General features: G+C 57.9%; 13 protein-coding genes. 4 read left to right on the top strand and 9 right to left on the bottom strand.

What is annotated here, in order from left to right; all coding sequences use genetic code 11:
- Positions 1 to 50: 50 nt before the first annotated feature.
- Genes BR48_RS0103280 through BR48_RS0103270 form a run of 3 tightly spaced genes read right to left on the bottom strand, consistent with a single transcriptional unit; the run spans position 51 to position 4,621 of the window.
- The gene (locus BR48_RS0103280; protein ID WP_027229998.1) at positions 51 to 1,043 is read right to left on the bottom strand and encodes a magnesium transporter CorA family protein; all 993 of its coding nucleotides are present in this window, start codon (positions 1,041 to 1,043) and stop codon (positions 51 to 53) included.
- 1 nt (position 1,044) lies between these two features.
- Positions 1,045 to 3,177, bottom strand: a complete 2,133-nt coding sequence (scpA, locus tag BR48_RS0103275) for a methylmalonyl-CoA mutase (RefSeq protein ID WP_027229997.1) — start codon at positions 3,175 to 3,177, stop codon at positions 1,045 to 1,047.
- Position 3,178: 1 nt separating this feature from the next.
- The gene (locus tag BR48_RS0103270) at positions 3,179 to 4,621 is read right to left on the bottom strand and encodes a methylmalonyl-CoA mutase subunit beta (protein ID WP_027229996.1); all 1,443 of its coding nucleotides are present in this window, start codon (positions 4,619 to 4,621) and stop codon (positions 3,179 to 3,181) included.
- 211 nt (positions 4,622 to 4,832) lie between these two features.
- Between BR48_RS0103270 and BR48_RS0103265 the strand changes: the two genes are divergently transcribed.
- Positions 4,833 to 5,597: an SDR family oxidoreductase gene (locus tag BR48_RS0103265; RefSeq protein WP_027229995.1), complete on the top strand. Its 765-nt coding sequence runs from the start codon at positions 4,833 to 4,835 to the stop codon at positions 5,595 to 5,597.
- A 53-nt stretch (positions 5,598 to 5,650) separates the two neighbouring features.
- Here the strand turns inward: BR48_RS0103265 and BR48_RS0103260 are convergent, their stop codons facing one another.
- Entirely contained in the window at positions 5,651 to 6,016 is a 366-nt protein-coding gene (locus tag BR48_RS0103260; RefSeq protein WP_027229994.1) for a hypothetical protein, read from the bottom strand.
- 307 nt (positions 6,017 to 6,323) lie between these two features.
- Here BR48_RS0103260 and BR48_RS0103255 point away from each other — a divergent pair, with 307 nt between their 5' ends.
- Positions 6,324 to 7,856 carry a helicase HerA-like C-terminal domain-containing protein gene (locus tag BR48_RS0103255; protein WP_027229993.1) on the top strand — a complete coding sequence of 511 codons (1,533 nt, stop codon included), beginning with the start codon at positions 6,324 to 6,326 and terminating at the stop codon, positions 7,854 to 7,856.
- Positions 7,857 to 7,928: 72 nt separating this feature from the next.
- On the opposite strand, the gene BR48_RS0103250 is transcribed toward BR48_RS0103255, so the two are convergent.
- A complete protein-coding gene (locus BR48_RS0103250) occupies positions 7,929 to 8,642 on the bottom strand; it encodes a L,D-transpeptidase (RefSeq protein ID WP_027229992.1) in 714 nt (237 codons plus the stop codon).
- A 480-nt stretch (positions 8,643 to 9,122) separates the two neighbouring features.
- Here BR48_RS0103250 and BR48_RS0103245 point away from each other — a divergent pair, with 480 nt between their 5' ends.
- On the top strand, positions 9,123 to 10,001 hold the full coding sequence (locus BR48_RS0103245) for a branched-chain amino acid aminotransferase (RefSeq protein WP_027229991.1): 879 nt from the start codon (positions 9,123 to 9,125) through the stop codon (positions 9,999 to 10,001).
- A gap of 165 nt (positions 10,002 to 10,166) precedes the next feature.
- Positions 10,167 to 10,766, top strand: a complete 600-nt coding sequence (locus BR48_RS0103240) for a superoxide dismutase (RefSeq protein WP_027229990.1) — start codon at positions 10,167 to 10,169, stop codon at positions 10,764 to 10,766.
- Positions 10,767 to 10,893: 127 nt separating this feature from the next.
- Here BR48_RS0103240 and BR48_RS25395 read toward each other — a convergent pair whose 3' ends face one another.
- The 4 genes from BR48_RS25395 to BR48_RS0103220 all read right to left on the bottom strand — a co-directional run bounded on the left by BR48_RS25395 (position 10,894) and on the right by BR48_RS0103220 (position 14,181).
- Entirely contained in the window at positions 10,894 to 12,135 is a 1,242-nt protein-coding gene (locus BR48_RS25395; protein WP_027229989.1) for a sensor histidine kinase, read from the bottom strand.
- Positions 12,132 to 12,698: a hypothetical protein gene (locus BR48_RS0103230; RefSeq protein WP_027229988.1), complete on the bottom strand. Its 567-nt coding sequence runs from the start codon at positions 12,696 to 12,698 to the stop codon at positions 12,132 to 12,134. Before BR48_RS0103230 ends, BR48_RS25395 begins: the two co-directional genes overlap by 4 nt.
- On the bottom strand, positions 12,673 to 13,392 hold the full coding sequence (locus BR48_RS0103225; RefSeq protein WP_027229987.1) for an FkbM family methyltransferase: 720 nt from the start codon (positions 13,390 to 13,392) through the stop codon (positions 12,673 to 12,675). Before BR48_RS0103225 ends, BR48_RS0103230 begins: the two co-directional genes overlap by 26 nt.
- 144 nt (positions 13,393 to 13,536) lie before the next feature.
- On the bottom strand, positions 13,537 to 14,181 hold the full coding sequence (locus tag BR48_RS0103220) for a response regulator transcription factor (RefSeq protein ID WP_027229986.1): 645 nt from the start codon (positions 14,179 to 14,181) through the stop codon (positions 13,537 to 13,539).
- Positions 14,182 to 14,542 lie beyond the last annotated feature (361 nt).

Below are 14,542 nucleotides of genomic sequence, written 5' to 3'. Positions count from 1 at the left end.
TTATAACACAGCAAATCGCCAATCTTCAAGTAAAACCTTCGTAGGGTGCGCTACAGCCAGCCCTTCTTGCGGAATATCAGGAGCGGAACCACCGCCGAAGCAATCATAATACAAAGGGCCATTGGATAGCCCCAGCGATAGTCGAGTTCCGGCATCAGATGGAAATTCATGCCGTAAATCGAGGCGACAAGGGTGGGCGGCATGAAGGCAACGGCGGCCACCGAGAATATCTTGATGATGGCATTTTGCTCGATCGAGATCAGGCCGACCACGGTGTCGAGCAGGAACGTCACCTTGTTTGAAAGGAAGTCAACATAGGTGCTCAGCGATTGCGTGTCGCGCTCGAGGGACTTGATCCAGCCGCGCGTATCCTTCTTGTACGGCTCCTGGTTGGTGAAGGCGGTCATATAGACGAGGAGGCGGCTGACGCCGGTGATGCTTTCACGTACTTTCGACAGGAACGCCCCCGTTATGCCGATCTGGTTGAGGCTGTCCCTGAAATTCTTGGTGGTCATCGGCTTGTCGGTTTCCGAGCGCCGGAAGATTGCGTGCGAGTTCAGATCAATTCGGCCGGCAACGTCTTCGAGGATGTCGGCGAGACGATCGGTCACTGCTTCGATAAGACCGAGAAGGATGCTGACGCCCGTGCATTTTTCGTTGATCAAGCCGTTGCCGGGCTTTGTTGCGCGGCTGATGTAGAGGTTGAACGATTTTGGCTCGGTATAGCGAACCGTAACCAGGCGCTGACCCGTCAGGATGAAGGAAATCGGGCCGATGCCATGGCTGTTTTCGCCTGTGGAGTACAGGACTGGAGCAGTCAGATATTGCGCACCATTCTCGGCGTAGAAGCGGCTCGATTCCTCGATCTCATGCATGTCGTCACGGGTCGGGATCGACGCCTTCATCCAGCTTTCGACGTGATGATCTTCCTCGTGCGTCGGGTTGAGGAGGTCAACCCAAACGGCGTTTGCCGGCAGCTCAGCGCCCGCAAGTGCGGCGCTCGCCATCAGGTAATCGTCTTCGAGCGTATAAACAAAGATCATGTCACAATGAATCCAGCAATTTATCGATCAACTTTTCGGCGGCCTCGCCAATGACGGTGCCGGGCGGAAAGATCGCGGTCGCGCCGGCCTCGAGAACCGCGTTGAAATCCTGCGGCGGGATGACACCGCCGACGATGATCAGGATGTCATTGCGGCCGTGACGTTTCAAAGCTGCCTTGAGTTCCGGCACCAGGGTAAGGTGGCCTGCCGCAAGCGATGATACGCCGACGATGCGCACGTTGCTTTCAACGGCCAGATCGGCGACTTCCTCAGGTGTCTGGAACATGGCGCCAACGATGACCTCGAAGCCGAGATCGCCGAATGCGGTTGCGATAACCTTCTGGCCGCGGTCATGGCCGTCCTGTCCCATCTTGGCGACGAGGATGCGCGGCTTCTCTCCGGTGCGTTTCTCGAAGGCGGCTGCCTTCGCCTGCACCCGGTCGGCCGCATCGCTCTTGCCGATCTCCTTGCGATAGACGCCGGAGATCGTGTGAATTTCCGCCACGTGACGGCCGTAAGCCTTTTCGAGCGCGAGGGAAATCTCGCCAACTGTCGCGCGGGCGCGCGCCGCCTTGATGGCAAAATCAAGGAGATTGCCGGTTCCGGCCTTCGCGGCGCTTGTCAGCGCGGAAAGTGCGGCGTCGACCGCAGCAACATCGCGCGTGCCCTTGAGCTGCTGGAGCTTGGCAAGCTGGCGGGCACGGACCTCCGCATTATCGACCTTGAGGACGTCCACTTCGACGTCTTTTGTCGGGCGATAGGAATTGACACCGACGACGGGCTGCTGGCCGCTGTCGATCCGGGCCTGCGTGCGCGCCGCCGCAGCCTCGATCCGCATTTTGGGAATGCCTTTTTCGATTGCCTTCGCCATGCCGCCGAGCGCTTCGATTTCTTCGATATGCGCCAGGGCCCGCGCCGCAAGATCGTGCGTCAGGCGCTCGACATAGGCCGATCCACCCCAAGGATCGATGATCCGCGTGGTGCCGGATTCTTTTTGCAGGATCAGCTGCGTATTGCGCGCAATACGGGCCGAGTGATCGGTCGGCAGGGCCAGCGCTTCATCGAAGGAGTTGGTGTGCAACGACTGGGTGTGCCCCTGCGTAGACGCCATCGCCTCGATCATCGTGCGCATGATGTTATTGTGCGGATCCTGCGCGGTCAGCGACCACCCGGAGGTCTGGGAATGGGTGCGCAGCGACAGCGAGCGCTCGTCCCTCGGATTGAAGTTCTTCTTCATCAGCGCTGCCCAGAGCAGGCGTGCCGCGCGCAGCTTGGCGACTTCCATGAAGAAATTCATGCCGATCGCCCAGAAGAAGGAGAGGCGCGGTGCAAAACTGTCGATGTCCTGGCCGGCCGCGACACCGGCGCGGGCATATTCGATGCCATCGGCAATCGTATAGGCGAGTTCGAGATCGGCGGTCGCACCGGCCTCCTGCATATGATAGCCGGAGATCGAGATCGAGTTGAACTTCGGCATGTTCTCCGACGTATAGGAGAAGATGTCGGAGACGATCCGCATCGATGGTTGCGGCGGATAAATATAGGTGTTGCGAACCATGAACTCCTTCAGAATGTCGTTCTGAATGGTTCCCGCAAGCTGCTTCTGCGCGACCCCCTGCTCCTCGGCCGCAACGATATAGAGCGCAAGGATCGGCAAGACGGCGCCGTTCATGGTCATCGACACCGTCATCTCGCCGAGCGGGATGCCGTCGAACAATTGCTGCATGTCGAGAATGGAGTCGATGGCGACGCCGGCCATGCCGACATCCCCGGCAACACGCGGATGGTCGCTGTCATAGCCGCGATGCGTTGCAAGGTCGAACGCAACGGACAAGCCCTTCTGGCCAGCACCAAGATTGCGCCGGTAGAATGCATTGGATTCTTCGGCGGTCGAGAAGCCCGCATATTGGCGAATCGTCCAGGGCTGCTGCACATACATGGTCGGGTAGGGCCCGCGAATAAAGGGCGCGGCGCCGGGATAGCTGTCGAGATGCGGAAGATTTTTAACGGCTGCGTCGCCATAGCTGCGCTTGACCTTGATCCCTTCAGGCGTCTTCCAACTTGACCTGTCGAGCCTGGATGTCAGCGGTTTCGGCTCTTGCCAATCGATGGTGGTGAAATCCGGAATTCTCATTTTACTCGGCGGCCTGGAAGGTTTCGTCTATGCGCGGAAAGCTCAGCGGTTCGCAATGTACAACACCGTCGGTCGGCAGCGGCATGTGCGGTGCGTCGATTACCTGTACCGGCCTTTCCTTTTTCGGCGGAAAGATGGTGGTGCCGACGATGGCCCGTTTGCCCGTCGCATATTCGGCGGCGCGCCGGTTGCGGGCCTCAACGATGCGCGCCTGGAATTTGCCGTCGACGAGGCTTTGCAGAATACCGCCGTCGCGCTCAAGCGCCTGGAACTCCTTCCATGCCGCCTTGCACAGCGCTTCGGTGAGCCCCTCGACAGCCCCGGACCCGCAACCCGGATCGGCGACGAAGGCGAGATTGCTTTCGTCGGCGAGAATAAGCTGGGTGTTACGGGCGAGGCGGCGGGCAAACGGATCAGGCAGGCCATGGGTGATCGTATGCGGCAGGATTGCGATCGAGTCCGCGCCGCCGACAGCGCCGGCGAAAGCGGCAATCGTCGTGCGCAGGATGTTGGTTTCCGGGTCGCGCTTCGTCATCATGCGCATGGAAGTTTCGGCATGGATCACAGCGGGAGCAGGGCGAACGCTGCCGCAGACTTGCTGGAGCCGCGCCCACAGCCGGCGCAACGCCCTGATCTTGGCGATAGACAGAAACTGGTCCTGATCGAGCGAAAGCGCAAAGCCGAGATGCGGCGCCGCATAGACGATGGGCTGGCGTGCTTCTTCGAATAGCCGGAAATGCCCGGCGGCGATCGACAGCATGGCGCCGAGTTCCTGCGCCTCGGTAGCGCCGGCATTGTGATAGACGCGGCCATCGGCTTCGAGAACGATGCCGGGCAGGTCGGGCGAAAAGAAACCCGAGAGGGACTGCGGCAGCGATGCTTTCAAGGCTGCAAGCGTCATGCGAAGCCGGCCCGTACCGGCAAGCGTCGCCGCCGGATCGATGCCGAGCGAAAAGCTCAGCGTCTTGGGGTTGACGTCGCGCGGGCGCATATAGTCGACGAACCAGTCGGCACAGGCGCGGCTGCGCGGGTGCACATCCATGCGCAGGTGGATCATGTCGAGATGAACGCCGTAGAGCACTTCGTCGACAGCCTCGCGGGTCGAGGGAAGGCCGTAGCCGAAGGCGTTTGGCGCGCCTTCGAAGACGAGTGCGATGCCGGTAGCGCCGTTCTCAAGATCCTCAAGCAGCTGTTTGTTGGCGCGCGCCGGATCTGGATCGTCGATGCGCTGGACGATACGCCACGGCTGCGCAGGGTTCTTGCGCGGCGTGAGCTGCGCCTTGCGCTTGCGCTGGTAAAGCGGCTCGATCTTGATGTTATCGTCGGTCCTGGATGTCAGGGATTCATCGAAATCGGCGCCTTTCAAGGCCTTTTGCGCAAGCTTGACCCAAATATCCCGGTCAATTGCCGCAAACTCCGTTTCCTTAATCAGTGACGAATCCATGCTTACTCCCGGTCGGCGCATTTTTGTCGGCGACTTTAGGAGGACTCATGCTGCTTCGCAACAAAGCAAAGTGCCGTTTGGCCAACATATTGAGAAAGCGGGCTTTTTTGCCACGTTTGCTCAGTGTTGGACAACGCGCAGGTTTCGGGTGGCTGGCGCTGCGCGGTTGTGAAATTTCTGCATCAGGATCGAAACCTGAAAGGCAGCGAAAATGGACAGACTTAAAGGCAAGACGGCACTCATCGTCGGTGCAAGTTCCGGGATAGGCCGTGCAACGGCGCTGCTATTTGCGAACGAGGGTGCAAACGTGGTCGTGACGGCACGGCGTCGGGATAAACTCGAACAGCTTGTCGATGCCATCGAGAGCAACGGGGGCAGGGCGGCCGCACTTGTTGGGGATGTCCACGACGAAGAATTTGCTGCTGCGTCGGTTGCATTGGCGGAGAGCCGTTTCGGGGGGCTCGACATCGCCTTCAACAATGCCGGAATAAACGGTGAGATGGGACCCAGCGCCGCAATATCGCTCGAAGGCTGGCGCAACGCACTCGACGTCAATCTGACGGGCGCTTTTCTGGGCGCAAAACATCAAATACCGGCTTTGCAGCGTCGCGGTGGCGGTTCGCTGATATTCACGTCCACTTTCGTCGGCTACACGGCGGGAATGCCGGGCGCTGCTGCCTATGCAGCGAGCAAGGCGGGCATCATCGGCCTCATGAAAACGCTCGCGGCCGAGTTGGGGCCGAGCGGCATAAGAGTAAATGCGATCCTGCCGGGCGGTACTGCGACGCGCTTGGCGGATGCCTGGACCGATACTCCCGAGAAGCGCGCATTCGTCGAGGGAATGCACGCGCTGAAGCGGATTGCGACCCCGGACGAGATTGCCCAGTCGGTGCTTTACCTCGCCTCGGATGAAGCAAGCTTCACGACAGGATCGGCCATGCTCGTGGATGGTGGTGTTTCGATCAATCGCACCTGAAAAAGGTAAAGCGCGCGCCAGGCGGCGCGCGCTTTTATAAAAATGGCATAAAATCAGACGAACTGGCTGAGGCCGGGTATCGAATTGACCACTTCGTCAACCGGGCCGCTGCCGGCCTTTTCGCGGGCAAACGCGATGGTTTCCTTGGAAATGCCGCTGATTTCGCCCATTCCGAGCCCAAGCCCCATAAGCTTCGAGCCAAGGCCCATCACACCCGGCATCAAGCCGGAAAGCAGGCCGCCGCCTGACTGAGCCTCAGCAATGGCGGCTTCGGCACCGGGAAAGCCTGCAATGAGTTCGCCGACCTTGTCCGCCGGACCTTCCTTCTGCAGGAAAGCGAGGATCAGGCCGACGGCCTTGGTGGCGGTTGCCGGATCGGTGCCGACATTGGCGGAAATCCGCGCGATGAGTTCTTCCATGAGCCTAATCTCCCGTCTCGTCATGAATTACGTTTACGTAATATGCGCGAAATCCGCGCCACACAAGTCTATTTCAGCTTGGATGACAGCTCTAAAACGCACCTCGGCAAATTATCGTAGAAGGTTGGAAAATTTACCGCTGGACCTTGCGACGCAGGCAATAAAAATCACGCAAATCTGCGTGAACGGTCCCGTCACACATGCTCAAGCTGGCTTGCCCTCGCCATTATTCCCAAGCAACCATTGTCGCATCCAGATTGGCTGTCTATACCGTGTAGTGAGTGACTTCCTGCGAGGATCGAACGACATGGCCGCTGACAGCATTTTTCTTGGTGCAAGCCGCAAACCCGACGACAGCTACCAGCAGGCAGAATCGCTGCTGCTGAAATTCGGCAACCGGCACGGCCTTATCACCGGCGCGACCGGCACCGGCAAAACGGTGACACTGCAGGTGCTGGCAGAGGGTTTCTCCCAGGCGGGCGTCCCGGTGTTCTGCGCCGACATCAAGGGCGATCTTTCCGGCATCGCAGCCAAAGGCGAGGCGAAGGATTTTCTCATGAAGCGCGCCGCCGATGTGAAGCTCGATCCCTATGAGCTCAGCGCATCGCCGGTTATTTTCTGGGATATTTTCGGCGAGCAGGGGCATCCTATCCGTGCCACCATCTCGGAAATGGGCCCATTGCTGCTCGCACGCCTCATGAACCTGACCGACGCGCAAGAGGGGGTGCTGAATATCGCCTTCAAGATCGCCGACGAGGACGGATTGCTGCTCCTCGACATGAAGGATCTGCAGGCCTTGCTGGTCAACGTCGCCGAGCGGGCCGAAGAGCTTTCTACCAAATATGGCAACGTCACCAAGCCGTCCGTGGGGGCGATCCAGCGCTCGCTGCTCGTCCTCGAGCAGCAGGGCGGCACGAAATTCTTTGGCGAACCGGCCCTGAAAATCTCCGACATCATGCGCACCGGCACCAATGGTCGCGGCGTTGTCAGCGTTCTTGCCGCTGACAAGCTGATGAACAATCCGCGCCTCTATTCGACATTCCTGCTCTGGCTCCTGTCGGAGCTTTTCGAGGAATTGCCGGAAGTGGGCGATCCGGAAAAGCCGCGTCTGGTGTTCTTTTTCGATGAAGCGCATCTGCTTTTCAACGAAGCGCCGAAGGCGCTGCTCACCCGTGTCGAACAAGTCGTTCGCCTCATTCGTTCGAAGGGCGTCGGCGTCTACTTCATTTCGCAAAATCCGCTGGATGTGCCGGAAACCGTGCTTTCACAGCTTGGCAACAGGCTGCAGCATGCACTGCGCGCCTATACGCCGCGCGAGCAGAATGCGGTGAAAACGGCCGCCGATACGTTCCGGCCGAACCCCGACTTCAATACATTCGCGGCAATCACCAACCTCGCCACGGGCGAGGCGCTGGTTTCGACGCTCGCTGACAAGGGGGTGCCATCCATGGTTCAGCGCACGCTGATCCGGCCGCCATCCGGCCGCATCGGACCGCTGACCAGCGACGAACGCCAGCGCCTGATCAATGCCAGCCCCGTTGCCGGCCAATATGACGAGATGGTCGATCGCGAATCCGCCTACGAACTCCTGCAGAAGAAGGCCGAACAGGCCAAGACCGAAGCCGACGCAGCCAAACAGGTCGAGGAAGCGGACAGCACGAGTGGCTGGACGCTTCCGGATATCCTCGGCGGCAGCAGCAAGCCCGGCCCGCGCGGTGGCCAGCCACGCGGCCGGCAGACGGTAGCCGAGGCGGCGATGAAGTCCGTCGTCCGTTCGGTCGGAAGCTCGCTCGGGCGTGCTCTGGTGCGGGGCATCCTCGGAAGCCTGAGCCGGCGATAGGCACCGTTATTTTAGCATTGATCAGCATTGCGAAAGGCCGGCGGGTTGCTGCCGGCCCTTTTCGTCAGTTCGCTAGATCACCAGCACCGGCGTCTTGTTCGGAACGCGATCGTACAGATCGATCACATCCTGATTGATGAGTCGGACGCAGCCGGACGAGACCGCCTTGCCGATCGACCACCATTCCGGCGAGCCGTGTATTCGATAAAGCGTATCGACACCGTTCTGGAATAGGTAAAGCGCGCGTGCGCCGAGCGGGTTCTTGAGACCGGGCTCCATGCCGCCATTCCGGGCGCTGTACTTTACGAGGTCCGGCTGGCGGGCGATCATTTCGTCCGGTGGCGTCCAGGTCGGCCAATGGCGCTTCCACTGGACCACCGCGCGGCCGGACCATGAAAAGCCCTGCTTGCCGATGCCGACGCCGTAGCGAACAGCCTGGCCGTCTTCGCGTACGAGATAGAGGAACTTGTCGTTGGTGTCGACAACAAGCGTTCCGGGGCGCTCACCGGTCGGATCGGGGACGATCTGGCGCAGATAGCGCTTGTCCATCTTGGCGATCGGTATGGCCGGCAGAGAATGTCCGCCGTCTTCCCGGGCGGAGTACATTTCCGCGTAGGAGGCAAATGCCGGGTCCACATCCATTTGCGGTTGCATGAGCGGATTGCCGGCGTCGTCCACCTGGATGACAGGAAGATCGTCGCGGATTGTAGCGCAACCGGAGAGGCCGGCGGCGGCCGTCGCAGTCAACGCCGCAAGAAAGCCGCGACGTGATATTGTATTTTGCATGATTGAACCAAATTCGTGGAAGGATGGGTTTGAACAAACGCTTGTGGTTGCTCTAGACGCACAATGATTATGGCCGCGAGCCGATTACAATAGGGCGCAATGAAGGCGGCGGCGCCACTGTTGCTGCCAAGCAACAAAACGGCGCGGGAACGACTGAAAGTGCGTTCACCGGCGGATAAACACTTCGTGAAAGATCGTTTTGCTCGCTGCCAACGAGCCAAATTGTTCGATCGGATCGACATAAAAAAACAGACCCTGGCGGGTCTGTTAAGATACCCTCGCCAAAGGGGAGAAACGGCGAGGAGCAGGAACACTGTAATTTTATAATCCTGGAGTCCGCGCATTTTGGCAATTAGACCTTCGTCTAAGAACATGAAGAGCCAATAGGTACTTGGCGTTCGAAGCCGAAACTGCCATTGATTTTGAAGGCAATTGGCCGTTCGATAGGAAAAGCAGATCAGAGGGAATGGAAGCAGCATCATGGCCGTCAGTACGCAAGCCCAGACATTGACATGGACCTATGTCGATGGCGACTGGTATGAAGGAAATGTGCCACTCATCGGCCCCCGCAGCCATGTGATGTGGCTGGGATCATCGGTCTTCGATGGAGCGCGCTGGTTCGAGGGCGTTGCTCCCGATCTCGACCGTCATGCGGCGCGCGTGAATGCCTCAGCGGTTGCGCTCGGGCTCAATCCGACGATGAGCGTCGACGAAATCATCGGGCTGACCCATGATGGATTAAAGAAGTTCGACGGCAATACCGCCGTTTATATCCGGCCGATGTATTGGGCCGAGCATGGCGGCTATATGGGCGTACCCGCGGATCCGGAATCGACGCGGTTTTGCCTGTGCCTCTATGAGGCGCCGATGATTGCGCCGAGCGGTTTCTCGGTCACTGTCTCGCCATTCCGGCGCCCGACCTTCGAGACGATGCCGACCAACGCCAAGGCAGGCTGCCTTTATCCCAACAATGCACGGGCGATTACGGAAGCGAAATCGCGGGGCTTCGACAACGCGCTCGTCCTCGACATGCTCGGCAATGTCGCGGAAACCGGCACCTCCAATATCTTCCTCGTCAAAGACGGTCACATCTTCACGCCTGCGCCCAACGGGACGTTCCTTTCCGGAATCACGCGCGCCCGCACGATAGATGTGCTTGCCGACTACGGTTTCCGCACGACACAGGCGACGTTGAGCGTTCACGATTTCCTCAGGGCCGACGAGATTTTCTCGACGGGGAACCATTCGAAGGTCGTTCCCGTTACCCGCATCGAGGATCGCGACCTTCAACCGGGTCCCATCGCCAAGAAGGCACGGGAGCTTTATTGGGAGTTTGCGCATTCCACGCCGAAAATTTAACCCGCCGAAAGGCAACGGCCGGAAATATTGATCCGTTTTGCATTGCTCCTGAAGTAATTGGGACCTATGTAACGAAGGCAGGTTTTGTCAGGATTGGCGACCAACGCACCGGTACCCAACCGGGCGGCCAATCCAGTCACAGAATTAATCGAAGAGGAGACTTCCATGGCTTTCGAATTGCCCGCACTGCCGTATGATTACGACGCGCTTGCGCCCTTTATGTCGCGTGAAACGCTCGAATACCATCACGACAAGCACCACAAGGCTTACGTTGACAACGGCAACAAACTGGCTGCCGAAGCTGGTCTCGAAAATCTTTCGCTCGAAGAGATCGTCAAGCAGTCCTTCGGCAAGAATCCCGGCCTCTTCAACAATGCCGGCCAGCATTACAACCATTTGCATTTCTGGCACTGGCTCAAGAAGGGCGGCGGCGGCAAGAAACTGCCGGGCGCGCTCGAAAAGGCCGTGGAATCCGATCTTGGCGGCTACGACAAGTTCCGCACGGATTTCATCAACGCCGGCACCACGCAGTTCGGTTCAGGCTGGGCCTGGTTGTCTGTAAAGGACGGCAAGCTCGAAATCACGAAGACGCCGAATGGCGAGAATCCGCTCGTTCATGGCGGCACGCCGATCCTCGGTGTCGACGTGTGGGAGCACTCCTATTACATCGACTATCGTAACGCCCGTCCCAAGTACCTCGAAGCGTTCGTCGACAATCTCATCAACTGGGATTATGTGCTCGAGCTCTACGAAAAGGCCAAGTAGGGGCTGTTTCTCGAAGTAAAGCGGCCCCGTCCTTGCGGGGCCGTTTTTGTTTGCAGCTTAGCCCAAGCAATGCCCGCCACGCTGACATTTCGCGCCCTCGCATAATAGCAATGATCTCGTCCGGTGCTCAGATCGGGTAGAATATACGAACTTCCGTTCCGACGAACGGCGTCGATTGTATCTGAAGTTTCCCACCCATTGACTTAATTAATTCAACTGAATTGGTCAGCCCGAGCCCGACATGGACCCCAGCCTTGGTCGAGAAGAATGGTTCGCGCGCTTTGGCAAGCAGGCCGGCGCTCATACCCTTACCGTTGTCCTTGACAGCAAGGACAAGGCGAGCCGCTCCCATGAAGGTGCGATGGATGTCGGCCCCTATCGTGATCTGCGGCTGTTTGGATGCTGGTATCGCGTTGATAGCGTTGCGAACCAGCTCATCGATAAGCAGATGAAATTGCGCTGCAGGAACGCGGATGGCGAAGGCTTCTTCGCTGGCTCGAATTATCAGAGTCTGCTTGTTTTTGCCGGCGATCTCGGCAACGACATCGCCAAGCGGCATTGAGCGCGCGTCGGAACGCCTGTGGCCAATCAGCATGAGCCCTTCATTGATTGAATCGAGTTCGAGAATGGTGGCAAGAGCAGCCTCCGTCATTTCCGCGGATGGTTGAACTTTCCCATCGATATAGGTGAGGAACAGGCGCAGCGCTGCAATGCGCGTGCGGGTCATATGGGCGAAAAGCAGAGAAAACGACCTTATGTGCTGATCCTCGCGGCTCTTGTCCCTGTTGTGCTGGTAAATCGCTATGGCGCTCAAGATGATCACCGAAAGCGCCGCGAAAAACGTCAGGCGATTCCGGGCCGCGTCAATTCCAATGCGCGTTGTAGCGCTTATCGCCTGACTATGGTCCACCGTCGCGCCCAGAAGGCCGGCCAGGTAGAGGTCGATGAGGGCGACGTCATGCAGAACCTCGTTATAATTTGTCTGAGCCAATACGTTGGGTAGAACGACCGTATCGAGCATTCCTATCGAGCGGTCGAGGCCGTTGGGGTCGTTTGGTGGCATGAAATCTTTGGCATATTCGAGGGCTGCGAGTGATTTGAGGTTGAATCGCAGCATCCGGATCTCCGTGAGCAAACGCGGGTCACGCTGCCCTGTCTGGACTGCGATGTTCAGATAGCCAACAATCCGCGCCACCTTGTCGCGCGATTGCGATGCTCGCCACTGCACCTCCGAACTCTGCCCGAAAACGATTTCAGTCTCTCGCCTGTAGACATCTGTTCGCAGGAGCACCCAAATCGTCAAGCCTACCGACGTCAGGAGGCCGGCGTAAAGAAGAAACGAGCAAATTTGCGACAGATACCTTTTCATGAAAGAGCCTTGATCGATATGACGAACCAAACCCAAATAGCGTTGCGGCTGGGGAGATATCTTGGCGGTAAGTCGTGGAGCGGCCAGATGAGATAAAGTGGCCCGCCATCGTCAATTGACAAGAGCCGATACGTTTGGCCGGGGCTGCAAGCGCCGCTGTACTTGTCTTCGTCCGTGCATTTCTTTTCTGTCGCGAGAATGGGCGCGTAGCGCTCGATCTCCTCTGAACTGATCTTGGCTACGAAACTGTCGGCGCCGCTAATTTCAAATGAGCCGCCGAGGAGGTTGTTCTTCGCCAATATGTCTTTGAGGAAGGGCCCGCGAAAGCCGACAGGTACACCTAGGCTCCAGGGCGTATCGGTGGTTCGTTCCCGAGGCGTGAATTCTTCCCGGAATTGATCACGCGTGTAACTCCTGACAATCTGACCTGACGTATCTTTGAGAACTAATGCCGCGTCGTCCGACTGTTGGGCTACGGCACATCCTGCAACGAGACAAAGGCCGACGGAAACAACAAGCGACCAAGCCTTGAGCAACCTATACGCTGGCAAGAGCGAAAGCATCGTCAAATGCCCGTGGCGTCAGATCGCGGGTAAACAATGCGCATGCTCCGCTGGAGCCGCGCGGATCAAAAGCAAAACCGTTCGCCGCCATCGCCGCTATGATCTGCATAACACCATCCAGCCCGTAAAGATGGTCGTGCAACTCCAGGAAGACGCGCTCGACACCTGGTAATTGCGCGCCGCGGAGTAACTCGTATTCACCACCCTCGATGTCCATCACGAGGATCGTTATCCCTGCGGCGGCTATGATCTCGTCAATTTCCACTGACCGGATAGTGATGACGTGCTCATAGGGGCCCTGGTCTGCGAATGTCGAAGACATCCAGAAATCTTTGCGCAGATAGAATGGTACCTCGCGCGGTTTGCCGGCCATGAGAAGGCCGTGGCTGATGGTCACATTATCGAAGCCATTTGTATCGATCACCCTCCGCGCCAGCGCGACGACTTCAGGATTGGCGTCGAACGCCAGAATGCGAACGTCATCGGTTGCCGCCATTACCGACGCAATGATGCCGAGACCCGTGCCGAGCTCCAGAATTCGATCGCCGGGACGGACGGCGCGCTTCACCCAAAAAGCTTCCTTGGCCTCATAGGTACCGTTCTGCAGTGCGGACCAGATTTTCTCCGATACGTCGCCGGGAAGAATTGGCACGATTATTTCGTGCGCATCGAAAGTAATTCTCATAATATCCATCGAACAACATTGTCCGCGGGCGGCAAAAGAATAACGGTGAAGGCCCAGCGATTTGCCAGAGGTCGTGACCGCTTAGAATTCCCTGACCGGTGCGGAAAAAGCTAAAATAAACAGAATCAAACAACGAACAGACATTAGCACATATCAAAACAGATTCGACAACACACCGATCTTCAAAAGCTTTGCCTTCGCCCGCTTGTAATAGCGCTCGGCCGAAGCCGCGTCGATGTTGAGATGCGATCCCAGTTGATCGTAAATTTCCTTTCTGCTGACGCCGGACGGCCTTTGCCGCATCCAGACAAGTACCTCCTGCTCGCGCGGGGACAGGGCCGAATGATAGACCTCCGGCTCGGTGCTTTCATCGTGGTCAAGGCCGACCGATTTTCCCGCTTCGGCGATTTCCTGCACGATATCCGCCATGGCGCCGGGCCTGAGATTGTTCTTCGCGATGTACCCGGCAACGCCGAGCCGTTGGCACGCCTCCCATTCTTCCAGGCTGTCCGAGCCGGTGATGACGACATGGATGGCCGCCGGTGTCTGCTCCACGATCGACCTGATGACGTGCAGGCGGTCGCGCGCTGAATGGGGATCGTAGCCGGGAAGGCCCGGGTCGATGAGTACAAGCGCGAAAGGGATCAATTCGGCCAGTTCAATTACCGTACTTATGCTCCCCGCTGCATGAACTACCGAGGCAGGAAATGCGGTTTGGAGTTCGTGGACCAAGGCGAGTCGCATCAAGTGTTGATCTTCGACGACCAGGAGATCAGCCCCGAAACTGGATGGCGGCATGCAAATATCTTTCAAAAATTACTCAATCCGACCAATGGGATAATTATAAACAAACTCGATAGGGGCAAATAGGGACAACGTTGTCACTTTTCCCAAAAAGTTCCAACGCTATAACGAACACATTCAAGAAAATGCCTTTGAGATTTTAGTCACTTAATACGGAAGCAGTTAATGAAACGATATATTGCCACCCTTCTGCGGTCGAAAGCTAAAAAAATCTGCTGAGCGAACATGCATATCGAACTGTACCGATGCAGGGCGTTGCTGCCCTTAACGGACGGTCTCAAGGGCTCAAAGTCTTCAACACATCAGCTGCCAAGGCCGTGCTTCTTTTACCGTGCCTTATGTTCCTACCGACTAG

It is taken from the genome of Phyllobacterium sp. UNC302MFCol5.2, from assembly GCF_000686005.1.
Classification (GTDB): domain Bacteria; phylum Pseudomonadota; class Alphaproteobacteria; order Rhizobiales; family Rhizobiaceae; genus Phyllobacterium; species Phyllobacterium pellucidum.
This window is presented reverse-complemented; position numbering and strand designations above follow the sequence as displayed.